The organism is Bradyrhizobium diazoefficiens USDA 110 (assembly GCF_000011365.1).
Lineage (GTDB): Bacteria > Pseudomonadota > Alphaproteobacteria > Rhizobiales > Xanthobacteraceae > Bradyrhizobium > Bradyrhizobium diazoefficiens.
On the sequence record NC_004463.1, the window covers coordinates 4,548,317 to 4,573,712 of the forward strand.

General features: G+C 64.4%; 24 protein-coding genes and 1 pseudogene. 14 read left to right on the plus strand and 11 right to left on the minus strand.

Annotated elements, in window-relative coordinates; genetic code table 11:
* Nucleotides 1–154 precede the first annotated feature (154 nt).
* The 4 genes from BJA_RS20425 (at nt 155) to BJA_RS20440 (ending at nt 4,738) form a co-directional block, all read left to right on the plus strand.
* Nucleotides 155–457 carry a DUF485 domain-containing protein gene (locus tag BJA_RS20425; protein ID WP_011086888.1) on the plus strand — a complete coding sequence of 101 codons (303 nt, stop codon included), beginning with the start codon at nt 155–157 and terminating at the stop codon, nt 455–457.
* The gene (locus tag BJA_RS20430; protein ID WP_011086889.1) at nt 454–2,145 is read left to right on the plus strand and encodes a cation acetate symporter; all 1,692 of its coding nucleotides are present in this window, start codon (nt 454–456) and stop codon (nt 2,143–2,145) included. The genes BJA_RS20425 and BJA_RS20430 overlap by 4 nt, the downstream gene beginning before the upstream one ends.
* Before the next feature lie 162 nt (nt 2,146–2,307).
* Nucleotides 2,308–4,065 (plus strand): putative nucleotidyltransferase substrate binding domain-containing protein, encoded by a 1,758-nt coding sequence (locus BJA_RS20435; protein WP_236842245.1) that lies wholly within the window; start codon nt 2,308–2,310, stop codon nt 4,063–4,065.
* 1 nt (nt 4,066) lies between these two features.
* Nucleotides 4,067–4,738 (plus strand): 3'-5' exonuclease, encoded by a 672-nt coding sequence (locus BJA_RS20440; RefSeq protein ID WP_011086891.1) that lies wholly within the window; start codon nt 4,067–4,069, stop codon nt 4,736–4,738.
* A gap of 150 nt (nt 4,739–4,888) precedes the next feature.
* Here the strand turns inward: BJA_RS20440 and BJA_RS20445 are convergent, their stop codons facing one another.
* The 3 genes from BJA_RS20445 to BJA_RS20455 form a co-directional block, all read right to left on the minus strand.
* Entirely contained in the window at nt 4,889–6,751 is a 1,863-nt protein-coding gene (locus tag BJA_RS20445; RefSeq protein WP_011086892.1) for an ABC-F family ATP-binding cassette domain-containing protein, read from the minus strand.
* Nucleotides 6,752–6,822: 71 nt separating this feature from the next.
* Nucleotides 6,823–7,002 (minus strand): hypothetical protein, encoded by a 180-nt coding sequence (locus BJA_RS20450; RefSeq protein WP_028171105.1) that lies wholly within the window; start codon nt 7,000–7,002, stop codon nt 6,823–6,825.
* 212 nt (nt 7,003–7,214) lie between these two features.
* The gene (locus tag BJA_RS20455) at nt 7,215–7,466 is read right to left on the minus strand and encodes a hypothetical protein (protein ID WP_027576269.1); all 252 of its coding nucleotides are present in this window, start codon (nt 7,464–7,466) and stop codon (nt 7,215–7,217) included.
* 312 nt (nt 7,467–7,778) lie between these two features.
* Between BJA_RS20455 and ndk the strand changes: the two genes are divergently transcribed.
* Together ndk and BJA_RS20465 are read left to right on the plus strand one after the other, a co-directional pair.
* Nucleotides 7,779–8,201, plus strand: coding sequence for a nucleoside-diphosphate kinase (gene ndk, locus BJA_RS20460; RefSeq protein WP_011086893.1), 423 nt, complete (start codon nt 7,779–7,781; stop codon nt 8,199–8,201).
* Nucleotides 8,202–8,245: 44 nt separating this feature from the next.
* A complete protein-coding gene (locus BJA_RS20465; RefSeq protein WP_011086894.1) occupies nt 8,246–9,106 on the plus strand; it encodes a TerC family protein in 861 nt (286 codons plus the stop codon).
* Nucleotides 9,107–9,154: 48 nt separating this feature from the next.
* Here BJA_RS20465 and ppx read toward each other — a convergent pair whose 3' ends face one another.
* The 4 genes and pseudogenes from ppx to BJA_RS20485 form a co-directional block, all read right to left on the minus strand.
* Nucleotides 9,155–10,657 (minus strand): exopolyphosphatase, encoded by a 1,503-nt coding sequence (ppx, locus tag BJA_RS20470; RefSeq protein ID WP_011086895.1) that lies wholly within the window; start codon nt 10,655–10,657, stop codon nt 9,155–9,157.
* A gap of 12 nt (nt 10,658–10,669) precedes the next feature.
* Nucleotides 10,670–12,858: pseudogene (locus BJA_RS20475) on the minus strand (RNA degradosome polyphosphate kinase).
* Between the two features lie 135 nt (nt 12,859–12,993).
* Nucleotides 12,994–13,671, minus strand: a complete 678-nt coding sequence (locus BJA_RS20480; protein ID WP_011086897.1) for a DnaA ATPase domain-containing protein — start codon at nt 13,669–13,671, stop codon at nt 12,994–12,996.
* Between the two features lie 91 nt (nt 13,672–13,762).
* Complete coding sequence (locus BJA_RS20485; RefSeq protein ID WP_011086898.1) at nt 13,763–14,305, minus strand: CDP-alcohol phosphatidyltransferase family protein; 543 nt, start codon at nt 14,303–14,305, stop codon at nt 13,763–13,765.
* A 154-nt stretch (nt 14,306–14,459) separates the two neighbouring features.
* Here BJA_RS20485 and purM point away from each other — a divergent pair, with 154 nt between their 5' ends.
* Both purM and purN read left to right on the plus strand, forming a co-directional pair.
* Nucleotides 14,460–15,533 (plus strand): phosphoribosylformylglycinamidine cyclo-ligase, encoded by a 1,074-nt coding sequence (purM, locus tag BJA_RS20490; protein ID WP_011086899.1) that lies wholly within the window; start codon nt 14,460–14,462, stop codon nt 15,531–15,533.
* Nucleotides 15,533–16,186, plus strand: a complete 654-nt coding sequence (gene purN, locus BJA_RS20495) for a phosphoribosylglycinamide formyltransferase (RefSeq protein ID WP_028171111.1) — start codon at nt 15,533–15,535, stop codon at nt 16,184–16,186. The genes purM and purN overlap by 1 nt, the downstream gene beginning before the upstream one ends.
* Nucleotides 16,187–16,272: 86 nt before the next feature.
* On the opposite strand, the gene BJA_RS20500 is transcribed toward purN, so the two are convergent.
* Nucleotides 16,273–16,479, minus strand: coding sequence for a cold-shock protein (locus BJA_RS20500; RefSeq protein ID WP_008129967.1), 207 nt, complete (start codon nt 16,477–16,479; stop codon nt 16,273–16,275).
* A gap of 378 nt (nt 16,480–16,857) precedes the next feature.
* Between BJA_RS20500 and BJA_RS20505 the strand changes: the two genes are divergently transcribed.
* Nucleotides 16,858–18,021: an autotransporter outer membrane beta-barrel domain-containing protein gene (locus BJA_RS20505; RefSeq protein ID WP_038966791.1), complete on the plus strand. Its 1,164-nt coding sequence runs from the start codon at nt 16,858–16,860 to the stop codon at nt 18,019–18,021.
* Between the two features lie 18 nt (nt 18,022–18,039).
* Here BJA_RS20505 and BJA_RS20510 read toward each other — a convergent pair whose 3' ends face one another.
* Nucleotides 18,040–19,080 (minus strand): LysR family transcriptional regulator, encoded by a 1,041-nt coding sequence (locus BJA_RS20510; protein ID WP_011086903.1) that lies wholly within the window; start codon nt 19,078–19,080, stop codon nt 18,040–18,042.
* 74 nt (nt 19,081–19,154) lie between these two features.
* Between BJA_RS20510 and BJA_RS20515 the strand changes: the two genes are divergently transcribed.
* The 5 genes from BJA_RS20515 to BJA_RS20530 all read left to right on the plus strand — a co-directional run bounded on the left by BJA_RS20515 (nt 19,155) and on the right by BJA_RS20530 (nt 22,696).
* Nucleotides 19,155–19,766, plus strand: coding sequence for a hypothetical protein (locus BJA_RS20515; protein WP_011086904.1), 612 nt, complete (start codon nt 19,155–19,157; stop codon nt 19,764–19,766).
* Nucleotides 19,753–20,373, plus strand: coding sequence for a GNAT family N-acetyltransferase (locus BJA_RS20520; RefSeq protein ID WP_011086905.1), 621 nt, complete (start codon nt 19,753–19,755; stop codon nt 20,371–20,373). Before BJA_RS20515 ends, BJA_RS20520 begins: the two co-directional genes overlap by 14 nt.
* A 25-nt stretch (nt 20,374–20,398) precedes the next feature.
* Nucleotides 20,399–20,962, plus strand: coding sequence for an isochorismatase family protein (locus tag BJA_RS20525; protein ID WP_011086906.1), 564 nt, complete (start codon nt 20,399–20,401; stop codon nt 20,960–20,962).
* 34 nt (nt 20,963–20,996) lie between these two features.
* Nucleotides 20,997–21,170 carry a hypothetical protein gene (locus BJA_RS42315; protein WP_165448152.1) on the plus strand — a complete coding sequence of 58 codons (174 nt, stop codon included), beginning with the start codon at nt 20,997–20,999 and terminating at the stop codon, nt 21,168–21,170.
* 143 nt (nt 21,171–21,313) lie between these two features.
* Complete coding sequence (locus BJA_RS20530; RefSeq protein WP_011086907.1) at nt 21,314–22,696, plus strand: aspartate aminotransferase family protein; 1,383 nt, start codon at nt 21,314–21,316, stop codon at nt 22,694–22,696.
* Nucleotides 22,697–22,893: 197 nt separating this feature from the next.
* Here the strand turns inward: BJA_RS20530 and rnd are convergent, their stop codons facing one another.
* Both rnd and BJA_RS20540 read right to left on the minus strand, forming a co-directional pair.
* Nucleotides 22,894–24,042 (minus strand): ribonuclease D, encoded by a 1,149-nt coding sequence (gene rnd / locus BJA_RS20535; RefSeq protein ID WP_011086908.1) that lies wholly within the window; start codon nt 24,040–24,042, stop codon nt 22,894–22,896.
* A gap of 353 nt (nt 24,043–24,395) precedes the next feature.
* On the minus strand, nt 24,396–25,295 hold the full coding sequence (locus tag BJA_RS20540) for a LysR family transcriptional regulator (RefSeq protein ID WP_011086909.1): 900 nt from the start codon (nt 25,293–25,295) through the stop codon (nt 24,396–24,398).
* Nucleotides 25,296–25,396: the final 101 nt, after the last annotated feature.

The window sequence follows — 25,396 nt, forward strand, 5'->3', positions numbered from 1 at the left end:
CGCTGGCCGTTTGTCACGCACGTCATAGGGATCAACCGGACTTGATCTGGATCATGGAGCTTGGCCGTCCGGCAGTGCAGGCTGGGATGGTCCCGCCAGATAAGGGACCGCTTTGACGACAAGAACTCCAGAGGATCATCCAGGGACCATTGATGTGAGCAACCTCGCCAAGATTGAACGCGATCCGAACTACCAGGAGCTCGTGCGCCGACGTTCGTCGCTGGGCTGGATGCTGTCGGCGGTTATGCTTGTTGTCTATTTCGGCTTCATCCTGCTGGTCGCCTACGCTCCCAAGTTCCTCGGGATACCGCTGGGCAGCGGCGTGACGACGATCGGCATTCCAATCGGACTGTCCGTCATCGTGCTCGCCTTCCTGCTGACGGGTATCTATGTCCGCCAGGCGAGTTCCAGTTACGACGTGCTCATCCGCAAGATTGTCGAGGAGAACCGCTCGTGAAGAAATTCTCATGGCTCCTGGCGATCCTGCTCGCAGGCCTGCCCACCATCGCGCTCGCCGCAGGCAGCATCGACGGCGGCGTTAAGCAGGCGACCAACTGGTCGGCGATCGGTATGTTCGTCGGGTTCGTTGGCCTGACGCTCGTCATCACCTATTGGGCCGCCAAGAGGACCGCATCGGCCGCGGATTTCTACTCGGCCGGCGGCGGAATTACGGGCTTCCAGAACGGACTTGCGATCGCAGGCGACTACATGTCGGCGGCATCCTTTCTCGGCATATCGGGCCTCGTCTATACTTCGGGCTACGACGGCTTGATCTACTCCGTCGGCTGGCTGGTGGGATGGCCGATCGTCACCTTTCTGATCGCCGAACAATTGCGCAACCTCGGAAAGTTCACCTTTGCCGACGTGACCTCGTTTCGGCTCGGGCAGACCGAGATCCGTATCCTGGCGGCGTGCGGCTCGCTGGTGACGGTTGCGTTCTATCTCATCGCGCAGATGGTCGGTGCCGGTAAGCTGATCCAGCTGTTGTTCGGTCTCGACTACTGGATCGCGGTCGTCCTGGTTGGCGGCCTGATGATGATCTACGTGACGTTCGGCGGGATGAAGGCGACGACCTGGGTGCAGATCATCAAGGCGGTGCTGTTGCTCTCAGGCGCAACGTTCATGGCCGGAGCCGTCCTCTACAAGTACGGGTTCAGCCCGGAAGCGCTGTTCACCAAGGCAACAGAGGTGCATCCCAAGAAACTCGCGATCATGGAGCCCGGCAGCCTGATTTCCAATCCGCTCTCGGCCATCTCGCTCGGCCTGGCGCTGATGTTCGGAACGGCGGGCCTGCCTCACATCCTGATGCGCTTCTTCACCGTGAAGGACGCTCAGGCGGCCCGCAAGTCCGTGTTCTACGCCACGGGTTTCATCGGCTATTTCTACATCCTGACCTTCATCATCGGCTTTGGCGCGATCACGCTGGTTTCGACCGACGCGATGTTTCTCGATGGGAGCATTCTCGAGAAGACCAAGAGCGGAATCGCGGCGATCAAGGGCGGCTCCAACATGGCGGCGATTCATCTCGCGAACGCCGTCGGCGGCAATCTGTTCCTTGGCTTCATTTCGGCCGTTGCCTTTGCCACGATCCTGGCCGTCGTGTCAGGCTTGGCTCTGGCCGGGGCATCATCCATCAGCCACGATCTCTACGGCATGGTGATCAAGGGCGGCAACGCAAACGAGCAGGACGAGATCCGGGTCTCGAAGATTGCGACACTGGTGCTCGGCGTGCTTGCGATCTTCCTGGGCATCGTGTTCGAGAACCAGAACGTCGCCTTCATGGTGGGCCTTGCTTTCGCCATCGCGGCATCCTGCAATTTCCCCGTGCTGGTGATGTCGATCTTCTGGAAAGGCCTGACGACGCGGGGAGCCGTGTTCGGCGGCTTCCTTGGCCTGTTCAGCGCGGTTGTGGGCGTGGTCCTCTCGCCGGCAGTCTGGGAGGCGACGCTTGGCTTTGCCAAGGGGTCGGCTCCCATCAAGCTGGACAATCCGGCGCTGTTCTCGATGGCGCTCGCCTTTGCGGGGATCTGGCTGGTCTCGATCCTGGACCGCAGCAAGCGTGCCGCGGCCGATCGCGATGGCTTTGACGCGCAATATGTCCGATCGCAGACCGGTATCGGTGCTGCTTCGGCCACGGCTCACTAGGCGAGGATCTGCGGGACGTCGCTTCGGTACCGACCGGCTCATTTGGGCCGGCCGGTGCTGCGCTTTCGATGATCAGTCGTCGGATCCTCGGATGGTCCGTATCTTCGAAAGGCCGAAATGCCCAAGGCGTTCGATATCACCAACCCGCCGTTCGATCGTCTGATGCCGGGCGAGGCCGAGACGTTGCGGGCCGCGCTGGACATCGGGTACTTCAGTCCGGGCGAAGCGATCATCGGGCGGGACGCCCCGGCGGAGGCGCTCTATGTCGTGATCAAGGGCATCGTCGAGGAGCGGAACGAAGCCGACCTGCTGGCATTGCTCGGTCCCAAGGACACGTTCGACAGTCGCGCGCTCGTTCACGACCATAGCGGCCACCAGTTCATCGCCCGCGACGAGACGCTTTGCTACGTGATCCCCCGGAAGGTCGCGCTCGGTCTGATCAAGGCGAACCCGCGCTTTGCGGCTTTTTTCTACCGGGAGATATCCCAGAAGCTGGACGAACTCGCCAACGACGAGGAGACGGGACGTTACGGCTCGTTGATGCACGCCAAGGTCGGCGAACTGTTCCTGCATCCGCCGGTGTTTCTGGCTGCCAGTGATACGATCGAGGCCGCCGGGCATCTGATGCGCGAGATCAACAGCAATGCGCTGTTTGTCCGGGACGGTGAGCGGATCGGCATCGTGACCGGCATGAACCTGTCCAAAGCGGTGGTGCTGCGGCGCCAGTCCATCCAGACGCCGGTCGGCGAGCTCGCGAATTTCGACATCGTGTCGCTGCGCCGTGACGATTTCGTCTCCTCGGCCCTCCTGCTCATGACCAAGCACAACAAGCGGCGGCTTGCCGTGCGCGACGGCGAAGAGCTCGTCGGAATTCTGGAGGAGATCGATCTGCTGGGGTTCTTGGCGGGAAGCGCTCAAGTCATTGCCGGCCGCATCGATCGAGCCTCGAGTCAGCAGGACCTCGCCACCGCGGCGCGGGAGATCGAGACGCAAACGCGCGTGCTGCGACGGCAAGGGGTCAAGGTAGAGGTCATTGCGGAGATCGTCTCCGACCTCAATCGACGCCTGCTGTCTCGATTGTTCGAAATGGTCGCGCCGGCCGAGCTGCGCACCAGCAGCTGCCTGATCGTGATGGGAAGCGAAGGGCGGGGCGAGCAGACCATCCGTACCGACCAGGACAACGGCCTTATCCTCGCAGGTCCGATGCAGGGCGAAATCCTGGAGGCGTTCCGTCAGGAATTCTTCGTCGCTCTGCAGAGCTTCGGCTTTCCGCCCTGTCCGGGCGATATCATGGTGCGCAATCCGCTATGGTCCCGGCCGCTTTCGGAGTATCGCGCGGATTTGCGCCGCTGGATCGTGCTTCCCGATCAGGCTGGGCACATGAATGTGGCCATCGTCTACGATGCGCAGGCGATCGCGGGCAATGAGCAGCTCCTGAACGACGCCAAGACGGCGCTGATCGACATGACCCGGGGCGAGCAGGCGTTCATGGCACACTTCGCGCGCGCCGTTGACGCGTTCGAAACGCCGATCGGCCTCTTCAACAACCTGATCACGTCGGAGGGCACCGGCGATGCGCTGGATCTCAAGAAGGGCGGCATCTTTCCCATCGTGCACGGCGTTCGCAGCCTGGCGCTCGAGCAGGGCCTGCGCGAGACCTCCACCGACAAGCGGATTTCCCGGCTCTGTGATCTCGGCGTGCTGCAACGGGACTTTGGACGCGACTTGAAACAAGCCTTCCGATTCCTGCTGATGCTTCGGCTCGACGGGCAACTGGCCGCATCCGCGGGCGCATCGGGAACTCTGGTAAGACCGGCGCACTTGTCCAGCATGGAACGTCATCTATTGCGTGACGCGCTCCAGGTGGTGAAGAAGTTTCGGGAAATTGTCGGTCATCATTTCAAGCTCGGCATGTTCTAGAATGCTGCCCCGTGCGATCAAACGACTGTTGCACCAGGCGACCCTGAGCGATCAATCGTATCGCTTCATGTTCGATCGCGCTCCGGACGACGAGTTTGTCGTCATCGATTGCGAGACCACCGGTCTGAATGTGCGAACGGACAACGTCGTCGCCATTGCCGCAATCAAGATCCGCGGCAACCGGATTTTGACCAGCGCGCGCTTCGAAGCCATCGTCCATCCCGACAGCGAACTGGAGGCGGAGGCGATCAAGATTCACCGCTTGCGCCGGTCCGACGTCGAAGCGTCGCCGATCGTCTGGAAGGTGCTGCCAGGCTTTCTGCATTTCATCGGGCCGCGCCCGCTGATCGGCTATTATGTCGACTTCGACATCGCCATGCTGGACAAGTACATCCTGCCGCTGGTGGGAATCGAACTGCCCAACGAACGCATCGAAGTGTCGCGGCTTTACTACGAACGCAAATACGGCAACGCGCCGCCGAATACCGAGGTCGATCTGTCGTTCGCCGCGATCCTCCACGACCTCTGCATTCCGCCTCTTGGGCAGCACGATGCTTTCAACGACGCATTGATGACTGCAATGATGTTCCTGCAGTTGCGCGACTTGAGCAGGCGCGGCGTCCGTATCGCGCGCCAACGTGCCAGCCCCGTTTTCAATCAGTTCGGGGGATAACCGGGCCCGGCGCAGCGGAGCAGATTGTCCAGTGGCCACAGATGGAAACGTGCAGGTATTTTAATACCTGTACTGTGCATGGGGTTGTTCTTCAGATTTTGATGGAGCCTTGGCCGGCCGAGCCCGGACCGACGTTCCGCGGTCGCAAGACTAGCCCGCGGCCTCGTCGAATTGTGTGCTCGCCTCGAGCCACTGCTCTTCCGCGCGCGCCAGCGCATCCGCTGCGTTTGCGCGCGCCTTCGACAGCTGCGCGGCCTGCTTGGGATCGCGGGTAAAGATGTCGGGCAGGGCGAGCGCCGTGTCGATCTTGGTGATGATGTCGCTGACGCGGGCGATCTCGGCTTCGGCTTCGGTAATGCGCTTCCTGAGCGAGCCGCGATTGTCCGACTTCGGGCGCTGCGGCTTCTCGGCTGCCGTACTGCGCTCGCGCGGGGCAGGTTCGCTGTTGCGCGCCGACAGGACCAGGCGGCGGTATTCGTCAAGGTCGCCGTCGTAATTGGTGACGGTGCGGTCGGCGACGATCCAGAGCCGGTCGGCGCAGGCCTCGATCAGATAGCGGTCATGCGAGACCATGATCACCGCGCCGGGGAATTCGTTGATGGCTTCCGCAAGCGCAGCGCGGCTGTCGATGTCGAGATGGTTGGTCGGCTCGTCCAGGATGATCATGTTGGGGCCGAAGAAGGTCGCAATGCCGAGCAACAGCCGCGCCTTCTCGCCGCCCGACAGTTTTGCCACCTTGGTGTCGGCCGCCTTGCCGGAGAAGCCGATCGCGCCGGCGCGTGCCCGCACTTTCGCTTCCGGCGCATCGCCCATCAGCTTGCGGACGTGATCGTAGGCGGAGGCGTCCTCGTTCAGCTCGTCGAGCTGATGCTGCGCGAAATAGGCGATCGAGAGCTTGTCGGCGCGCGTGACCTTGCCCGAGAACGGCGCGAGGCGGCCGGCGAGCAGCTTCACCAGCGTCGACTTGCCGTTGCCGTTGGCGCCGAGAAGGGCGATGCGGTCGTCATTGTCGATGCGCAAGGTGACGCGGCCGAGCACCGGCGTCGCCGGATCGTAGCCGACCGAGGCGTTGTCGACGGCGATGATCGGCGGCGACAGGATTTTTTCCGGCGCGGGGAAGCTGATCTCGCGCACGTCTTCGGTGACCAGCGCGGTGATCGGCTTCAGCCGCTCCAGCATCTTGACGCGTGATTGGGCCTGGCGCGCTTTCGAGGCCTTGGCCTTGAAGCGGTCGACGAAGGCTTGCAGGCGGGCGCGTTCGGCCTCCTGGCGCTTGACCGCCTTCGCATCGAGCAGCTCGCGCGCGGCGCGCTGCTCCTCGAAGGAGGAGTAGGTGCCCTTGTAGAGCGTGAGCTTGCCGCGCTCCAGATGCAGGATCTGGTCGACCGAGCTTTCGAGGAGGTCGCGGTCGTGGCTGATCACGATCACCGTGCGCGGATAGTGCGCCAAGTGGTCTTCCAGCCACAGCGTGCCTTCGAGATCGAGATAGTTGGTGGGCTCGTCGAGCAGCAACAGGTCGGGGGCCGCGAACAGCGTCGCGGCGAGCGCGACGCGCATGCGCCAGCCGCCGGAAAACTCGGCGCAGGGACGGAGCTGATCGGCGGCGGAGAAGCCGAGGCCGGACAGGATCGCGGCGGCGCGGCTCGGCGCCGAATGCGCGTCGATGTCGACCAGCCGGGTCTGGATCTCGGCGATCCGGTGCGGATCGGTGGCGCTCTCGGCTTCGTGAAGCAGCGCGTCGCGTTCCAGATCGGCCTTGAGCACGACGGAGATCAGGCTCTCGGGGCCGTTCGGTGCCTCCTGCGCGAGGCTGCCCACGCGCCAGCGTGGGGGCAGGGTCACCGCGCCGTGCTCGGCCGCGAGCTCGCCGCGGATCACCTTGAACAGCGTCGACTTGCCGGTGCCGTTGCGTCCGACCATGCCGACGCGCGATCCGGGCGTGATCTGCACGGAACTCTGGTCAATCAAAAGGCGTCCGGCGAGGCGGATGGAAAGGTCGGTGATGGATAGCATGCGGCCTTGTCACCGCAGCCGGGATCAAACGCAACCCGTTTTTGCGCAGCCCGTTCTATGTCTACGGCCTGTCAGTGAGCGCCGCCTTCGCGGTCGCGCTTCTTCAGCTCGTCGAGGAGCTGTTCGAGATGCGTGGGCAGCCGGGGGTCGGGGCGGAGTCTCTGCTGAAGCCGTTCCCCCACGGCATCGCAAATCGAGCGGCTGGTGCGCCGGTCGATTTGTTCGCTGTCATTGGCGAAAGGGCCCGTCATCACGAGGTTCCATGTTGCAGAGTAACGACACGGTACCAAGTCGTTGGCCTCCAAATGGTTTCGCCGGTCGTGGGGAATGCCGGACATTCTCGTGAAAATTGTATGAATTCGTCGTGCCTGCTCAAATGCGAGGCCCCGGCGGGGGGATCGCCGGGGCCTCTCTTGGAAGGTGCCGTGGGGGGCCGGCACCCTGAGTTAAGGTGCTGTCGGGCTCAGTAGCAGCGGTTGATCAGCCGCCAGCGGGGTCCCCAGGGGGTCGGGACCAGCCGGCGCACATAGCAGCCGCCATAACCGTAGGAGACGGGGGCATAGAAGCGCGGGCCGCCCCAGCCATAGCCGTGATGCCAGCCGCCGCCGTGCCAGCCCCAGCCGCCGCCATGCCAGTGAGCAGAGGCCGAGGTCGGTGCCAGCGCGGCACCCAGCGCGACCGCAGCGACAGCGGCAAGCGAAAGTTTCCTCAACATGGTGATCTCCTCAAAACTGCCGGCGCGGGGTATCGCGTCGATGGAAAGGCCGCCGAAACGGTCTGCCTGATGATCAGGCTTTGGTTTCGATAGACCCAACCTTACGCCGGCGAAGCTGAACCAAAGCCTGAATGGGGGCTTCAGATTGGGTTCATCTCGATGAAATCTCGGTAATCCATCGCTGGATCCGCCGGGGCGGCCTGCGGCGAAGCGCCCGGGAGGCGGGTTTTGGCGATCGCTTGCCGTCTGGCGAAGGCGCCGATATAAGCCCCGCAACTCCGAACCACCGCATTTCTTCTCAAGGACAAGATCATGGCCATCGAACGCACTTTCTCGATCATCAAGCCCGATGCGACCGCGCGTAACCTGACCGGTGCGGTTAACGCCGTGATCGAGAAGGCGGGCCTGCGAATCGTCGCGCAGAAGCGCATCCGCATGACCAAGGAACAGGCCGAGACCTTCTATGCCGTCCACAAGGCGCGTCCGTTCTTCGGCGAGCTCGTCGAGTTCATGACCTCGGGCCCGGTGGTCGTCCAGGTGCTCGAAGGCGAGAACGCCGTCGCCAAGTACCGCGACGCGATGGGCGCGACCGATCCGTCAAAGGCGGCCGAAGGCACCATTCGCAAGCTCTACGCAAAGTCGATCGGCGAGAACTCCGCACACGGTTCGGATGCACCGGAGACCGCCGCGATCGAGATCGCGCAGTTCTTCTCGGGCAACGAGATCGTCGGCTGATCATTCAGCCGATAAGTTAAAGCGACGGGGCGAAAGGACTCATTGTGAACTGGCTCTGGCAGATCTTCGATCCCGCTACGATCGGGGCATTCTTCACCCAGTTCCGCAATGAGATGGCCGAGCCGACCTTCTGGATTGCGGTCGGCAAGATCATCTGGATCAACATCCTGCTCTCCGGCGACAACGCGCTGGTGATCGCGCTCGCCTGCCGCGGCCTCAAGCCGCGGCACCGTCTGTGGGGCATGATCCTGGGCGCCGGCGCGGCGGTGCTGCTGCGGATCATCTTCACCGGCATCGTCGCAAGCCTGATGGAGCTGCCGTATCTCAAGCTCGTCGGTGGTCTCGCGCTGATCGTGATCGCGGCCAAGCTCCTGGTGCCTGAAAACGAGGACGAGGACGGCGTCGAGTCGGCCTCGCATCTATGGCAGGCGGTGCAGATCGTCGTCGTCGCCGACATCGTCATGAGCCTGGACAACGTCATTGCGGTCGCCGCCGCGGCCAATGGCAGCGTGCCGCTGTTGATCCTCGGCCTTGCCATCAGCGTTCCCCTGATCGTCGCCGGTGCGGCGCTGATCATGGCGCTGCTCGCCAAGCTCCCGGTCCTGGTGTGGGCTGGTGCCGCGCTGCTCGGCTGGATCGCGGGCGAGGTGATCGCGACCGATCCCGGCGTCGCACCGAAGCTGCACACGCTGTTCGACGGTCCGTTCGGTGCCTCGCTGGACAACATGCTCGGTGCACTGCGCATCCCGGCCCAATTCGGCCATGGCGGTGGAGGCGGCGAATATTTCTGCGCGGCGCTCGGCGTCATCGTCGTGCTGGTCGCCGGCACCATCTGGCGCCGGCGCAGCCTGAGCCAGGCGGCGCTGGAATCCTCCGAGCGCCACGCCAAGGCGTCGGCAGAGTAAACTTTTCCGAGGGACGCATATCTCACCTCTCCCGCAGGGAGAGGTGAACTACCGACGCACGATCGAGCCGGCCCGGTTGACCAGGCGGGCGAGCTGGCGGAAGCGGCTACCGACGCGGTCGGCGACGATGTCGCCGAGACGATGCTCGAACACCAGCATCAATTTGCGGCCCTGGCTGCGGAAATGCGTGGCGGGCAGCACGCCCGGCCGCGCCGCCGAGATCAGATGCGCGACGCGGAATGCCGCGCCGAGCAGGCGGGCGCGGTCGAGCTGGGCCGGCGTCAGCAACTCCTGCATGGTGGCCGGCGGTTGGTTTTCCTCGCTCAGGCCCGCATAGCGATAGAACACGGACAGGCCCACGAAGGCGCGCTCGGTGTGGGTGATCGCGCCGAAATTGCCGTTGACGACGAGGCTCAGCGTCTGCTCGCCGCGGTGATCGGGATGCACGCGCCAGCCGATGTCGGAGAGCAGGCACGCGGTGTGGCGCAAGCGGCGGTCTTCTTCCGTCTCGCGCAGCTTCACGACGCGCGCCAGGCGATCGGTCCAGGCGATCAGCTCGCGGGCGTGCTTGGCCGAGCGCGACAGCAGCTGGTTGAGCTCTTCGGCTGCGCAGATCAGCCCGTCCTTGTTGCGCTCGGTTTCCGTCAGCTTCTCGTGCAGCAGGCCTTCGCGTACGCCGAAGGTCGAGAACACGATGGTCTTGGGCTTTGCCACGCGGATGATGTGCTCGAGCACCAGCGCCGCGTAGGTGAGGAGCGGGCGCCGCGCATCGGCAACGATCTCGATATCGGCGAGCATGTCGGCGGCCGCCAGACGGCGAAGGCGACGCGAAAAGTCGAGCGCCTCGGCTGCGGAGATGGAATAGCCGTGCATCACCTGGAGCGGATAGCCGCTCTGGATGATGTGGATGCGCGCGAGCGCGCGCCAGGTGCCGCCGACGGCGTAGAATGTACGGCCGCTCCCCGCCTTGAGCTGCGGCACCTCGTCGAGCTCCTCGCGCACGATACGGTCGGCGCGCTTGAGCGATTTGTGGGCGAGGTCCTGGAGCGCGAGCCCGCCGAGCGGCAGCGTCACGCCGCTGCGCACGCTGTTCCTGCGCACGTCGATCAGTTCGAGCGAGCCGCCGCCGAGGTCGCCGACGATGCCGTCGGGGTGGTGGATGCCGGAAATCACGCCGAGCGCCGACAGCCGCGCCTCGCGCGGGCCCGACAGGATCTCGATCTTCACTGCGCAGATGCGCTCGGCCTTGGCGATGAAGTCGGGGCCGTTGGAGGCATCGCGGCAGGCGGCGGTCGCGATCGCGAACACGCGTCCGACCTGCATCACGCGGCACAGCGCGCGGAATCGCTTCAGCGAGGTCAGCGCCTTGTCGACGGCGTCGGGCGCGAGCAGGCCCGTGCTTTGCACCTCGCGCCCGAGGCCGCACAGCGTCTTCTCGTTGAAGATCGGAATGAGGCTCCGCGCCAGTCCCTCGTAGACGACGAGGCGGACCGAGTTGGAACCGATGTCGATGACCGCGACGCTCGAGCCGCGCTTGCGCGGCCGAGTCACGTCGACGCCCGATCAGGATGGATGGCGTTCGTTCCGGCGCGTGAGACGACGCGGCGAGGATTCCTTGAGCGACTTTCCACGGCCAGACAGACTCGGATTGTCATGAAGTAGTTGTGGACGTTGAAAGGCTCCTCGCCCTTCGCGGTCTTCATACGCGTTGAGGACCCATCCGGCAACAATTGCCAGCTCTGCTCATTGTCCTTGAGATTCGCGACCATGATCTGTTCGAGAACCTGCTGATGCACCGTGGGATTTTGCAGCGGACACAGCACCTCGACGCGGCGGTCGAGGTTGCGCGGCATCATGTCGGCCGAGGAGATATACACAGCCGCTTTCGTGCTCGGCAGCCCCTGGCCCATGCCGAAGCAGTAGATTCGGCCGTGTTCCAGGAAGCGCCCGATGATCGACTTGACGCGGATGTTCTCCGACAGGCCAGGGATACCGGGCCTGAGGCAACAGATACCGCGCACCACGAGTTCGACCTGAACGCCGGCCTGTGAGGCCTCATACAGCGCGTCGATGATGTCTGGGTCGACCAGCGCATTCATCTTCATCCAGACCGCGCCGGGGCGGCCGTGCCGCGCATGCGCGGTCTCGCCCTGGATGTGCTCGATGATGCGCTTGCGCAGGGTCAGCGGCGACACCGCCATCTTTTCCAGATCGCTCGGCGCGGCATAGCCGGTGATGAAGTTGAAGACGCGCGCGGCGTCGCGGCCGATGGTCGGCTCGGAGGTGAAGTAGGAGAGGTCGGTGTAGATGCGCGCGGTGACCGGGTGGTAGTTGCCGGTGCCGGTGTGGACGTAGGTCGTGAGGCTGCCGCCCTCGCGGCGCACCACCATCGAGAGTTTTGCGTGCGTCTTCAGTTCGAGGAAGCCATAGACGACCTGCACGCCTGCGCGCTCGAGGTCGCGCGCCCAGCGGATGTTGGCCTCCTCGTCGAAGCGCGCCTTGAGCTCGATCAGCGCGGTGACGGACTTGCCGGCCTCGGCGGCTTCGGCGAGCGCGCGCACGATCGGCGAGTTATTGGAGGTGCGGTAGAGCGTCTGCTTGATCGCGACGACATCGGGGTCGCGCGTTGCCTGCTGGAGGAACTGCACCACCACGTCGAAGGATTCGTAGGGGTGATGGACGACAAGGTCCTTCTGCCGGATCGCGGCAAAGATGTCGCCGCCATGCTCGCGCACGCGCTCGGGATGGCGCGGCACGTAAGGCGTGAATTCGAGGTCGGGCCGGTCGAGGCGGGTGAGCTGCGAGAGCTCATTCATGGCGAGCACGCCGTCGACCAGGAATACTTCGTCGTCGGCGGCGGAGAGGGCATGCTGCACGAAGTTGCGCAGCTGCTCCGGCATCTTGGCGTCGATCTCGAGCCGGATCACCGATCCGCGGCGGCGGCGCTTCAGCGCGGTCTCGAACAGGCGGACGAGATCCTCGGCCTCTTCCTCGATTTCGAGCTCGGAGTCGCGGAGGATGCGGAAGGCGCCCTGGCCATGCAGATTGTAGCCGGGGAACAGTCGGTTGATGAACAGGGCGGTCGCCTGCTCCAGCGAGATCAGCCGCATCGTGCCCTCGGACGGCAGGCGGATGAAGCGGTCGATCTTGCCGGGCATGCGGATCAGCGCGTTCATCTGCTTGCCGTCGGCGGCGCGCGTGAGCTGGAGCGCGATGGTGAAACCGAGGCTCGGGATGAACGGGAAGGGATGGGCCGGGTCGATCGCGAGCGGCGTCAGCAGCGGGAACACGTTGTTGAGGAAGTAGTCCTCGATCCAGGTCCGCTCCGCCTTGGTGACCTCCTTGCCGTCCACCAGCACGATGCCGACATCGGCCAGCGTGGCGCGCAGGTCGCGCCAGATCGCCTGCTGGTCTGAAGCAAGCTGGGAGACCGTGCGGTTGATCAGCGCGAGCTGCTCGGACGGCGTCAGGCCGTCGGGGCTACGCTCGGCAATGCCCTCGCGCACCTGGGCCTTGATGCCGGCGACGCGGACCATGAAGAATTCGTCGAGGTTGTTCGCGGAAATCGACAGGAATCGCACCCGCTCCAGCACGGGATGGCTGGGATTGACCGATTCCTCCAGGACGCGGCGGTTGAAATGCAGCCAGGACAGCTCGCGGTTGATGAATCGCTCGGGGCTCGAGGCGATCGCCGGCAGGCTTTCCGTCTCCGGGACTTTTTCTTTTATTTCAACAGCTTGCGCGGAGTCCATGAGAAGTCGGTCCATCCAGTTTGCCCCAATTTGCGACTGACGCGCAAAACCGCCGGGAGCATGTGTTAGGGCGATGACGTTTCGATGACATTGATGTTCCGCCGTTCCGCGCCGTCAAGCGGCGTTGGGGCGGGGTCAGGCGTCGCGGAGCAGCTCGGCGGCCAACGCCCGGGTCACGGGGCGGCCGAGCCGCAGAGCCTCGCTGTCGAGCAGTTCGACGGCCTGCCGGGCGGCGGCCGAGGATCGCTCCAGGCGGGTGGCGAGGTAGCTGACCACGCTCTCGTCCACGGTGAGCTGGCGGTCGGCACAGAATTTGACGATCAGGCCGCGGAAGAGCTGGTCGTCGGGGGGCAGCAGCATAACCACCGGCACGGCGCGCAGCCGCGAGCGCAGGTCGTTGAGCTCGATGTCCAGCGCAGCCGGCACATCGCGCCCCGTGAACAGGACGTAGGCGCCGTCCTCACGGGCGAGGTTCATCAGGTGGAAGAGGGCGCGCTCGTCAAAATCCTTGGCCTTGAGATCCTCGACCACCAGCGCGCCGGTGGCGAGCGCGCCGGGAACGCCTGCGGCGGACAACGCATTGGCCGTGGTCGAGCGGGCGCCGGCTTCCTCGGCCCAGATCGCGGCGAGATGGCTCTTGCCGCTGCCTTCGGGGCCGGCCAGCCACATGATCCGGTTCGGCCATTCCGGCCAGCCGTCGATCAAGGCGAGGCCGGCAGCGTTGGCGGGGCCTTCGAGGAAATTGTCCCGACTGAGGCTCTCCGCGTGTGGCAGCGAGAACGCCAATTGTCGGGGGTGAACGCGGCCTGCCACGCTTGCTTTGCTCCATGCCGGACGGCCGGCTTCGCTTGAAAGATTCGACTTGATCGGGCGTGAGTTGGCCTTTTGCGGGGCCGGTTCGCGCTCATTTGGCCTCGATCGTGCTCATGTGCCGCACCCACTCGACGAGATAGAGCGACACGGAGGAGAGCGTGAAGATCGTGACGAGGCCCATCAGGATAATATCATAGGGCGCCGGCTTGAAACCGAAGGCAAGCGCGGCCAGCACCAGCGCTGCGAATGCCACCTGGGCGACCGTGTTGAGCTTCGACACTTTCGACGGCTTCATCTCGACGGGCCGGTCGAACAGCCAGGACACGATCACGGCGGCGACAATCATGATGTCGCGGGATACCACCAGGATCACGATCCAGCGCGGAATCGCGCCCCAGATGCCGAGCGACATATAGATCGAGACCAGCAGCGCCTTGTCCGCGAGCGGATCGAGCAAGGCCCCGAGCTCGCTTGCCATGTTGAAGCGCTTGGCGAGGAAGCCGTCCACGGCATCGCTGATCCCGGCGATCAGGAAGACGGCGAACGCCACCTCCATTTGGCTCGACACGATGGCCCAGACGATGATCGGGACCAGCATGATGCGGCCCAAAGTGATGATGTTCGGAATACTCACGCGGCGCTTCCCGGCACCCGGCCTGACCTCGAATCCGCCCCGTTTGAAGGCTGAACCCGTTGATATCTACATAGTATGGCGCCGAGCGCCATGCGAGCCATTGCGCGTCCCCGGAATTCGACGTAACCAGCCGCAACCCCACTGGAAATCGGGCATGACCGACCGCAAAAACGGCCTCACCTACGCCGATTCAGGCGTCGATATCGACGCGGGCAACCGCCTAGTCGATCTGATCAAGCCGATGGTGCGCGCCACCGCGCGGCCCGGCGCCGACGCCGAGATCGGCGGCTTCGGCGGCCTGTTCGACCTCAAGGCGGCCGGTTTCAGGGATCCCGTCCTGGTCGCCGCCACCGACGGCGTCGGAACCAAGGTCAAGATCGCGATCGAAACCGGCCTGCATGGCGGCATCGGCATCGATCTGGTCGCCATGAGCGTCAACGACCTCGTGGTGCAGGGCGCCGAGCCGCTGTTCTTCCTCGACTATTTCGCCTGCGGCAAGCTCGATCCGGAGGCGACCGCCTCGATCGTCGCCGGCGTCGCCGATGGCTGCCGGGAATCCGGCTGTGCCCTGATCGGCGGCGAGACCGCCGAGATGCCAGGCCTCTACAAGGACGGCGACTATGACCTCGGCGGCTTTGCAGTCGGCGCCGCCGAGCGCGGTACGCTGTTGCCGCGCAAGGACATCGCCGCCGGAGACGCCGTGATCGGTCTTGCCTCGTCGGGCGTGCACTCCAACGGCTTCTCGCTGGTGCGCAAGATCGTCGAGCAGTCCGGCCTCGGCTTCGAGGCGCCGGCGCCGTTCGCGCCTGTCATGACGCTCGGCGGCGCGCTGCTGACGCCGACGAAGCTCTACGTCAAATCCTGCCTGCGCGCGATCCGAGAGACCGGCGCGGTGAAGGGGCTCGCCCACATCACCGGCGGCGGCTTCACCGACAACATTCCGCGCGTGCTGCCCAAGAACCTTGGCGTCGGCATCGATCTGGCGCGGCTGCCCGTGCTACCGGTGTTCAAATGGCTGGCCGCGCTGGCCGGGATCGCCGAGCTCGAAATGCTGCGCACCTTCAACTGCGGCATCGGCATGATCGCGATCGTCGAGCCGGACAAGGTCGACCGGGTCGTGCAGGTCTTCACCGAAGCAGGCGAGAGCGTGGCGCAGCTCGGCACCGTGATCCCCGCCGAGGGCGAGCATCGCGTCGTCTACAATGGCCATCTCGATCTGGCGCCGTGATGAAGCGCCGCGTCGCCATTCTGATTTCCGGCCGCGGCTCCAACATGGTCGCGCTGATCAAGGCAGCCAGCGCGCGGGATTTTCCGGCGGAAATTTCCCTCGTCATCTCGAACAAGGCCGATGCACCGGGGCTCGAACGGGCCAGGGCGAGCGGCGTGAACACGCTGGTGATCGAGAGCAAGCCGTTCGGCAAGGATCGCGCCGGCTTCGAGGCGGTGCTGCAGGCCGCGCTCGATCAGCACGGCATCGAGCTGATCTGTCTTGGCGGCTTCATGCGCCTGTTCACGGCCGAATTCACCAAGGCCTGGTACGGGCGGATGCTCAACATCCATCCCTCGCTGCTGCCGTCCTTCCCCGGCCTCGACCCGCACGGTCAGGCCCTGCGCGCCGGCGTGAAACTGTCTGGCGCGACGGTGCACTTCGTGATCCCCGAGACCGATGCCGGCCCGATCGTGATGCAGGGCGCGGTTCCCGTCAGCGACCACGATACAGCGGACACGCTGTCGGAACGCATCCTCGAAGTCGAGCACCGCATCTATCCGGCCGCGCTGCGGCTATTGGCGACCGGCAAGGTCCAGATCGAGGGCGATGTCTGCAAGACGGCGGGCAGCGGACCGTCGGAGAATTTCCTGGTTTCGCCCGTGGCGAGCTGAGGCGCCGTCGCGTTTCGTCGTCACAAACAAAATCCCCCGGCAGAGCCGGGGGCATCGTCGTGATGTCTCGCGTGTGGAACGAGAGATCAGGAGACCTTGAGGTTCTCCGCGGATGATTTTCCGCGGTTCTCCACGAGGTCGTATTCAACCACCTGGTTTTCGTTGAGGGTGGAGAGTCCAGCACGCTCGACGGCGGAGATGTGGACGAACACGTCCTTGTCGCTGCCGTTCGGTTTGATGAACCCATAGCCCTTGGTCGGGTTGAACCACTTGACGGTGCCCTTTTGTGGCATCGTTCGTCTCCTCCGCTAGATACAAAAAAGACGCGGCCGCTTTTCGCGTGCCACGCCACAAACGGGCTTCCGGAAGTCTGTTCGAGTCTTGAGTCTCAATGTCGCGAAACGCACAGCCGAGCGCCAATTCCGATTGTGTCGGATATTGCAACACGAAAATCGCGCGTTAGCAAGCCATGCGCGAATTTCAAGGCCGGGCCGGGAGTGCCCGTCTGCAATTTCCGACCTGTGGCCGCGGAACCACAATCGGGAGCAATCACCCCCGTCTCAAGGCGCCAGCCGGTTGACCCTCCGTAACAGTTCGGCGCAAATCGCAGCATGCGTGCGCCGCTCGTGTTGCATTTTTGCGCGCCGCCATTTGCTTCGGGATTTGTCGTCATGCGCTGCACATCGCAGCCCTCCGGGACACGGCAGACGATCGGGCTGAACCGCGTCCGCCGGGGCGCGGCAGCGATCGCGATGTTGGTTGCGCTCGTCGTGGCGATTTTGGCGGCGACGCCCGGCTACGCGCAGACCCCGACGCCAACGCCGACCCCAACCCCAACGCCCACGCCGTCGCCGACGCCAATTCCGATGCCTACCTCGACCAATTACGACCAGTCGGTCGGTAACAGCACGCTCAATCTCGGGTCGGGGTTTCTGGAGCGGCTCGGCAACCAGGCGTCGGGTGGTTTCAACCGGGCGTTCCGGACCAATCCGGGCGGCGGCGGCGCGTCCGCAAGCACGGAAGATCCCCGTTACCGCACCTGGTTCGAGGGCTACGGTATTTCGGTCCGCACCGACGCGCAGGGGGATTTCGTCGGCGACAAGCGCAAGACGTTTGGCGGCGTCGCCGGCTTCGGCGCGCGACTCGCGCCTGGCGTCAATCTCGGCTTCTCCGTCGATCAGAGCCACACCGATATCGACGTGCCGCTCGCGCTCCAGTCGGCGACGCTCGATTTGACCCAGGTCGGTTTCAACGGCTCGATCGACAAAGGCCCGTGGACCTGGGCGTTCGCGGTGGTGCACGGTTTCGGCAAGGTCCGTTCCAGCAGGGATACCGGCTTTGGCGTTGCCTCCGCCGGCTATCGCGCCGCGGTCGACGGCGCACTGACCGAGATCAGCTACTACTGGACCAAGGATCAGATGCGCGTCGTGCCCAAGGGTGCGCTCGAATATGTCCGCGCCACCAGTGCGGCATTCCAGGAGGCTGGCGGCCTCGATCCGCTCAACGTCGGCTCGACGGCGCTCTCGCGCGCGCGTGTCATGATCGGGGCCGAGGTCGGGCGCTACTTCATCTTCGACCAGAAGATTCTGGATCTCTCAGCGTACGGCAAGTTCGTTGACAATTTTTACCAGAACCTCGGCTCGGTCCAGGTCAGCCTCGGGACCCAGAGCATCGTCGTCCCCGGCATCGGTGAGAGCCGCTACGGCATGGATGCCGGCGCCTCAGCCTCGCTCAGCCTGACCAACACCGCGCGGCTCTACGTCAATTACGACGGCAAGTTCCGCAACGAGCTCACCTCGCACCAGGGCACGGTCGGCTTCGAGTATCGGTGGTGAGGCACAGCTCGCCTGCGCCTATGTCGGCGTCGTCGCGACATAGCCTTTCAATCCAAAGCCTTCGCGCGCGGCCGTCATCATCGGCACCAGCGCATTCGGATGGATGAATTCGTCGCGGAAGCAGGGATAAGTCTTGGGGTCGAAGATCTTCTTCAGCCAGTCGACCACGATCTTGTGGCGCTCGGAATCGCGAAACTCCTTGTGATAGGTGAGCCATAGGTCGGCGTGGTGGCTCACGCCGAGATCGACGGCAATGAACGGTGCGCCGAGCGCGATCGACACCGTCGGCAGGAAGCCGATGCCGGCGCCGCGCTCAACCGCATAGAGTACGCCGACCGAGGAGTTGGTCTTGATTCCGACGATGCCCTCGAGCGTCTCCAGCCCGAGCACGCGGGCATAGGCGGTGTCGTCGACCTGCGGAGCACTCTGCTTGATGATGCGGTGGTTCTTCAATTCGGCGAGCGTCGCCGGCAGGCCGTAGAGGCTTTCGTACTCCTTGGAGACGAAGGGATAAATGTGCAGACGGCCGAGCTTTGCGACGATCAGATCGGGGTTGGTCGGCGGCTCGAGCTGGATCGCGATATCGGACTCGAGCCGCGCGACGTCGGCCTGCTCCATCGCGCAGCGCAGATCGACGGTGATCTTGCGATAGGTTTTCTGGAAATCGATCAGCCGCGGCAGGATCCAGAAATTGCCGGGACCTTCCGTCACTGCGACGCGCACGGTGCCCGACGTGTCGTTCGACGAGCGCGAGGCGCGCCGGAAGACGTTGAAGGCATGACGCTCCATATGCGCGACGTCGGCAATCATTGCCGTGCCTTCGTCGCTGAGCGTGAGCCCGCTCTGGTCGCGCAGGAACAGCTTGCAGTCGATGCTCTCTTCGAGCCGGTCGATCCGGCGCATCAGCGTCGTCGAGGTGAGGCCGAGCTCTTCGGCGGCGTTGCGGAAACTTTTATATTTTGCGCACGCTAGAAATAGCTTCAAATCGTCCCAGGACGCGTCCAGGGCTTCTTCACGGTGCTGCGTCATCGCAGCACCCCGGTGCAATAACTGCTGCATACTCCTGGTCCCCAACCGCTAAGCTCGACATAGCGGGGCACGAAAGCCGCAGACGATAGAAGGGCGATCAGGCTATGGAAAGGGGCTCCTTTGCCGCAAGGCATGATTTCGACGCGCTGCCGCTCAGTCCGGATGTCGACGTCCGTTGCGCGCAATTTTCTGAAATTGCGGCACTTTCCGAGATGGCGCGCCGGCTGGTGCCCGGCGTGCAGCTCGGAACCGCGGAGCTTGCAAAATACTTCACCTTCGATCCTCAGAGCATCCTGACGTTCAGCCGGAACGGCAAGCTGCTCGGTGGCATGGCCTTCCTGTTCCTGAGCGACCGCGGGCACGATGCCTTGTTGCTCGACGAGATTTGCCTCACCGCGCCGGAGACGCACTATCTGGCTTCCGCGAAGGAGGAGGTTGCTGCCATCTACATCTGGGCGGTCGCGGCGACGGGCCGTGGCATCGCTGGTCTCGGCAAGGCCGCGGCGCACCTCCGACAGCCAAGATTTCGCGGCGCGGATTGCTATGCGCAGCCTTCAACCGTGGCCGGACGCGACATCATGAGGGCGACCGGCTTCGAGCCTGTCCCGAGTTTCCAACCCGACCTGTGGTGCTACGAGCGCCCATGGCACCGGCGGCCGATGCGCATGCCGGGCGCGATCATCCAAGCAAGGAGTTTTGCAGATGCACGGCACTAGGATTCCCCCGGCGAAGCCCGACTCCCGCGCCATCACCATCCGCCTTGCGCGCAATCCCAACGATCTCATGCTGGTCACCGCCATCCGCTCGGCGGTCTATCTCGCCGAGCAGGATTGTCCGTTCGAGGAGGAGTTCGACGGCAACGACATGGTAGCCGCGCATTTCATCGGCTTTGTCGGCAGCGAGCCTGCGGGCTGCCTGCGGGTGCGCTTCTTCGGCGATTTCGCCAAGGTCGAGCGGCTCGCGGTGCGACACCAATATCGGCGATCGCGCGTCTCGTTCAAGCTGGTGCAGGCGAGCGTCGACTATGTGAAGCGCAAAGGGTTTCGCAAGATCTACGGCCAGGCGCAGGACCGGCTGGTCGATTTCTGGGCCCATTTCGGCGCCAAGCCGCTCGGCCACAATCGCAAGATCACCTTCTCGGATTTTTCCTACACGGAAATGCTGCTGGAGATCGAGCCGGGTCCGGACGCCATCACGCTGGACAGCGATCCCTATGTCATCATCCGTCCCGAGGGCGATTGGGACCGGCCGGGCGTGCTTGACGCCTCGGCGGGGCGGGCGGTGACCTCGCCGCTGCGGGATCTCGCGCTCGCCGATCACTGAAACTGGTGCAGCTCTGCGCAAGATAATGCTGACTTCCAACACCGATGATCCGCCGATCCTGGTTTGTGCGGATCTCCAGGTCGAATATCTGACCCCAGGGCGTCGCCACGTCATCCTCGACGGCGAGGCGGCCACTGCGCGCTGCCTGGAACTCCTGATGCTGTGGCGCGACAATCTCTGGCCCGTGATGCATCTGAAGCGTATCGCCCAGGCGGCCTGGTTCAATCCGGCATCCAGGCTGACCGATTGGATCGCCGAGACCAAGCCGCGGCCCGGCGAGATGACGTTCGAGCACCCGCTGCCCTCGGCCTACAGCTCGGCGCGGTTTGTGGACTACATGTCCAATATCCGCAATGTGCGCTGCGTCTTGGTCGGCTTCTCCCTGGACGAGACCATCCTCGCCACCGCCGTTGACGGGTTTCACCGCAGCCATCGTTATCAGGTGGTGGCCGACGCCGTGGCCTGCCGCCAGCCGGGCGCGGGCGATGCCGCCGCCTACAAGCATGCGGTAGTGAATGTCATCGGTAACTTTGCTACGATCCAGTCCAGCGCCGAACTGATCAGAACCAGCGGCGCCGTTGCGGTATAGGCGGCCGCGATCGGCGGATGGATGGGGTGGGACATTGTCACGGGGAGACGAGCTCAAGGAGCTGGCAAGCGACCTGTCGCGTGCCGTCGAGACGGCGCGCCGCGTCGGCTTGCCCACGACCGTCTATCTGCTCTCGATGGCGCTCGTGGAGGTGCGGGAAGCCGCTGCTGCCGCCGACGATGGTGATGATGATGACAGCGCGGCCTGAGAGCTGTTCCGTGTGCGGCTTTGTGCAACGCTGCTGAGCGCCTGCTGCCGACGAATTGGCGTTGCAAGTTCTGCGTTGTCGCAATAGCCAAGAGATGACGCTGGCCGCGCCGGCGATGTGACGACCTTGAGGATCTTTCGCAAATGTCCATGCTGCCGAATTCGCAAGAGGCCCGGGATGTGGCCTACCAGCTCCATCCCTACACCAACGCGCGCGCCCATCAGCAGGCCGGTCCCCTGGTGATCGAGCGCGGCGAGGGCCCTTACGTCTTCGACGCATCGGGCAAGCGCTATTTCGAGGCGATGGCCGGCCTGTGGAGCGTCGGGCTCGGCTTCAATGAGAAGCGCCTGGTCGAGGCTGCGCACAAGCAGATGCTGGCGCTGCCGTTCTACCACACGTTCTCCGCCAAATCGCATGGGCCCTCGATCGATCTCGCCGAGAAGCTGGTGGCGCTCGCGCCGGTGCCGATGAGCAAGGTGTTCTTCACCAATTCCGGCTCGGAGGCGAACGACACCGTCCTGAAGCTGATCGCCTATCGCTCCAATGCGCTCGGCCAGCCGCAGCGCAAGAAGGTGATCAGCCGGATGCGCGCCTATCACGGCGTCACCATCGCGTCGGCCAGCCTCACGGGCCTGCCGAACAACCACCGCTCGTTCGACCTGCCGCTGCCGAACATCCTGCACACGGGCTCGCCGCACTTCTACAAGGACGGCGCGCCGGGCGAGAGCGAGGAGGCGTTTGCCACGCGCCGGGCCGAGGAGCTCGACGCGCTGATCCAGAAGGAAGGGCCGGATACGATCGCAGCCTTCTTCGGCGAGCCGGTGATGGGAGCGGGCGGCGTCATCGTGCCGCCGGCGACCTATTGGGACAAGATCCAGGCGGTCCTGAAGAAGTACGACATCCTGCTGGTCGCCGACGAGGTGATCTGCGGCTTCGGCCGCACCGGCAAGATGTTCGGCTGCGAGACCTATGGCATCAAGCCGGACGCGATCGTTGTCTCCAAGCAGATCACCTCGAGCTATTTCCCGCTGTCGGCGATCCTGATGAACGACCGCATGTTCGAGCCGATCGCGGATGAGAGCAACAAGATCGGCGTGCTCGGCCACGGTTTCACCGCGGGCGGCCATCCGGTCGGCTCGGCGATTGCGCTGGAGAACCTTAAGATCATCGAGGAACGCGGCCTGGTCGCGCATGCCGCCGAGCTTGGCGGCTACATGCAGGGCAAGCTGCGTGAGCTTGCCGGCCACCCGCTGGTCGGCGAGGTCCGCGGCGTCGGCATGATCGCGGCGCTCGAGCTGGTGCTCGACAAGCAGCGCAAGACGGCAGCGGCGACACCCGGCGCCGTCGGCGGCATTGCCAGCCGCATGCTCCAGGAACGCGGTGTGATCTCCCGCAACATGCTCGATGCCATCGCCATCTGCCCGCCGCTGATCGTCAACAAGACCCAGATCGACGAGCTGGTGGCGGCGATATCGGGCGTGCTGGAGGATATGAAGGCGGAGGTGGCGAAGCTGACGCCGGCGTAAGGTCGAGCGTTTCAGTGTGGCCGGAGCAGCCGACCACATTCACCGGTGTCGTCCTGGCGAAAGCCAGGACCCATACCGCGTGATCCATCGATTTGTGGCGGTTGGAGCACCGAACGCAGAGTCTTCGCCAAACTCCGCCATGGAGTAATGGGTCCTGGCTTTCGCCAGGACGACGACGGAGGGAGAGCGGGGCGCGCTTACGCCCGCTCGACCCCGATCACGCGACCCTTCTCGATCGCCAGCGCCAGCTCGCCGCGTTTCAGCTTCAGCGCGGCATCGCCGAACAGCTCGCGGCGCCAGCCGCGCAGGGCGGGGACGTCGGCCTCGTCACTGGCTGCGATCTCCTCGAGATCGTCGACAGTCGCGATCACCTTGCTTGCGACCGCATGGCGCTCCGCAGTCATCCGCAGCAGGACCTTCAAAAGCTCGACGATGGCCGCGCCGTTGGAATTGTTGCGCGGCTTCTCCAGCTTCGGCAGCGTCGAGAAATCCCGCGCCAGGCCGCGCTCGACCGCGGCGACGATGTCCGCGCCCCATTTGGATTTCTCGAACCCCTTCGGCACCGAGCGCAGATGGGCGAGCTTTTCCAGCGTGTTGGGCGCATGGGTGGCGATGTCGCTGACGGCCTCGTCGCGCAGCACGCGGCCGCGCGGCACGTCGCGGCTTTGCGCCTCCTGCTCGCGCCAGGCCGCGACCTCCATCAGCACCGCGAGGTCCTTCGGCTTGCGCACCCGCGTCTTCAGCCGCTCCCAGGCGCGCTCGGGGTGGAAGTCGTAGGTGCGGGGCGAGGTCAGGACCTCCATCTCGATGGAGACCCATTCGCTGCGGCGGCGCTTCTTCAGGTCGGCATCGAGCGCCGCGAATACGTCGCGCAGATGGGTGACGTCGGACACCGCGTAGTGCATCTGCTCCTTGGTCAGCGGGCGGCGCGACCAGTCGGTGAAGCGGTGGGTCTTGTCCGGGCGGTGGCCGGTGACCTTCTCGACCAGCTGGTCGTAGGCGATGCTGTCGCCATAGCCGAGCACCATGGCCGCGACCTGGGTGTCGAACACCGGATGCGGGATGATGTTGGCCTGGTGCCAGATGATCTCGATGTCCTGCCGGGCGGCGTGGAACACCTTCAGCACGGCCTCGTTGCCCATCAGCTCGAAGAACGGCTTGAGGTCGATGCCCACGGCCAGGGTGTCGATGACGATCGCTTCCTCGGGGCTGGCCATCTGCACCACGCACAGCAGCGGGTAATAGGTGGTCTCGCGCAGGAACTCGGTATCGACAGTAATGACGGGGTGCTTGGCCAGTCGGCTGCAGGCAGCCGCAAGGTCAGCGGTGGTGGTAATCAAATCCATGAACGGCCCATGACACTTGATATCAGCCGTTCTGCCGAAAGCGCTGTGATGTCAAGGGGCTCGAAGCGAATTCGAGCCTTGCAATTGGGCCGGAATCGCTCCTTCCGACGAAATTCCTATTCGTAACGGACCCTTTGCGAGGGTTTTCGGGCGCAGGGCAGCGCCACCACGACTACGCACATGGCGACCAGCGCCAGTCCCAGGAACTCGAAAACCAACAGATCCACGGCAAAATCCCCCGACAGAACGTTAGACTTGTCGGGAGCGTGTTGACGGTCTGTTAATTCCAATGGTTACCGGCGGTGCGGGCGGCCGGATGGTGGACAGCGGGTTAATGGCGCGGACGACCACCATCACGGCATCAGTTTCGGCAAGGCGGCGGCGAGGGCGTCCACGGCGGCGCGGACCTTGAGCGGCATCCGCGGCGAACGTGGCCACAGGGCGTGGCAGTCGTACAGGAATTCCGGCTGGCCCCCGAAGAGACCGACCAGCGCGCCGTTGTTGAGGCGTTCGCGGACCAGCCAGCAGGGTAGCCAGGCGAGTCCCATGCCCTGTGCCGCGGCGTCCGCGATCGCCTCGAGATCGTCGAGCCTGAGCCTGCCGGCGGGCATGATCTCGCGCGGAGGCTGACCGTCCCGCGGAAACAGCCAAGGCCGGACCCGCCCGGAGCGGCGATAGATGATCGCCTGGTGGGCGGCGAGATCGTCGATCGATTTCGGTTTGCCATGGGCGCGCAAATAGGATCGCGCGCCGCACACCACCATTCGCTGGCGAGCGATGCGCCGCGTAATCAGGCCGGACTGGTTATCGAGATCACCGGTCCGGATCGCAAGATCGTAGCCGCCCTCGACGATGTCAGCGATCGGGTCGCCGAAGGAGAGGTCGAGCTCGAGATGCGAATGTTTGCGCGCCAGCTTCATCAACAAGGGCGCGATGCAGTGCCGCCCCAGCAGCGCGGGCATTGTCACGCGCAGCCTGCCGCGCGGCTCGGACAATTCGTCGGCAACTACGGCGTCAGCCGCTTCAGCCGCGCTGAGCACGGCACGGCAGCGCTCGTAATAGGCTTGCCCTGCGTCGGTCAGGCTCTGGCGCCGCGTGGTACGGTTGAGGAGGCGGGCGCCGAGGCGCTGTTCGAGGAAGCGCACATGCTTGCCGACCATCGGCCCCGACATCTCCAGCGCGTCGGCGGCGGCTGCGAACGAGCCGAGATCGACGGCCTTGACGAACACGGCCATGCTGGTCAGGCGGTCCATATTGAAAACTCCTGGTTTCGACTGTTCGCTTGTTTGGGTGATTTATCCGCTTCCACGGGACCGCCATAGCTCCATTCAGTTCAACTGATTTGGAGTATATC

Coding starts and splice junctions, on each gene's coding strand:
- BJA_RS20435 (WP_236842245.1), top strand. CDS start 2,308: ATGCCGGGCGAGGCCGAGACGTTGCGGGCCGCGCTGGACATCGGGTAC.
- BJA_RS20440 (WP_011086891.1), top strand. CDS start 4,067: ATGCTGCCCCGTGCGATCAAACGACTGTTGCACCAGGCGACCCTGAGC.
- BJA_RS20445 (WP_011086892.1), bottom strand. CDS start 6,751: ATGCTATCCATCACCGACCTTTCCATCCGCCTCGCCGGACGCCTTTTG.
- BJA_RS20450 (WP_028171105.1), bottom strand. CDS start 7,002: ATGACGGGCCCTTTCGCCAATGACAGCGAACAAATCGACCGGCGCACC.
- BJA_RS20455 (WP_027576269.1), bottom strand. CDS start 7,466: ATGTTGAGGAAACTTTCGCTTGCCGCTGTCGCTGCGGTCGCGCTGGGT.
- ndk (WP_011086893.1), top strand. CDS start 7,779: ATGGCCATCGAACGCACTTTCTCGATCATCAAGCCCGATGCGACCGCG.
- purM (WP_011086899.1), top strand. CDS start 14,460: ATGACCGACCGCAAAAACGGCCTCACCTACGCCGATTCAGGCGTCGAT.
- purN (WP_028171111.1), top strand. CDS start 15,533: ATGAAGCGCCGCGTCGCCATTCTGATTTCCGGCCGCGGCTCCAACATG.
- BJA_RS20500 (WP_008129967.1), bottom strand. CDS start 16,479: ATGCCACAAAAGGGCACCGTCAAGTGGTTCAACCCGACCAAGGGCTAT.
- BJA_RS20505 (WP_038966791.1), top strand. CDS start 16,858: ATGCGCTGCACATCGCAGCCCTCCGGGACACGGCAGACGATCGGGCTG.
- BJA_RS20510 (WP_011086903.1), bottom strand. CDS start 19,080: ATGCAGCAGTTATTGCACCGGGGTGCTGCGATGACGCAGCACCGTGAA.
- BJA_RS20515 (WP_011086904.1), top strand. CDS start 19,155: ATGGAAAGGGGCTCCTTTGCCGCAAGGCATGATTTCGACGCGCTGCCG.
- BJA_RS20520 (WP_011086905.1), top strand. CDS start 19,753: ATGCACGGCACTAGGATTCCCCCGGCGAAGCCCGACTCCCGCGCCATC.
- BJA_RS20525 (WP_011086906.1), top strand. CDS start 20,399: ATGCTGACTTCCAACACCGATGATCCGCCGATCCTGGTTTGTGCGGAT.
- BJA_RS20530 (WP_011086907.1), top strand. CDS start 21,314: ATGTCCATGCTGCCGAATTCGCAAGAGGCCCGGGATGTGGCCTACCAG.
- rnd (WP_011086908.1), bottom strand. CDS start 24,042: ATGGATTTGATTACCACCACCGCTGACCTTGCGGCTGCCTGCAGCCGA.
- BJA_RS20540 (WP_011086909.1), bottom strand. CDS start 25,295: ATGGACCGCCTGACCAGCATGGCCGTGTTCGTCAAGGCCGTCGATCTC.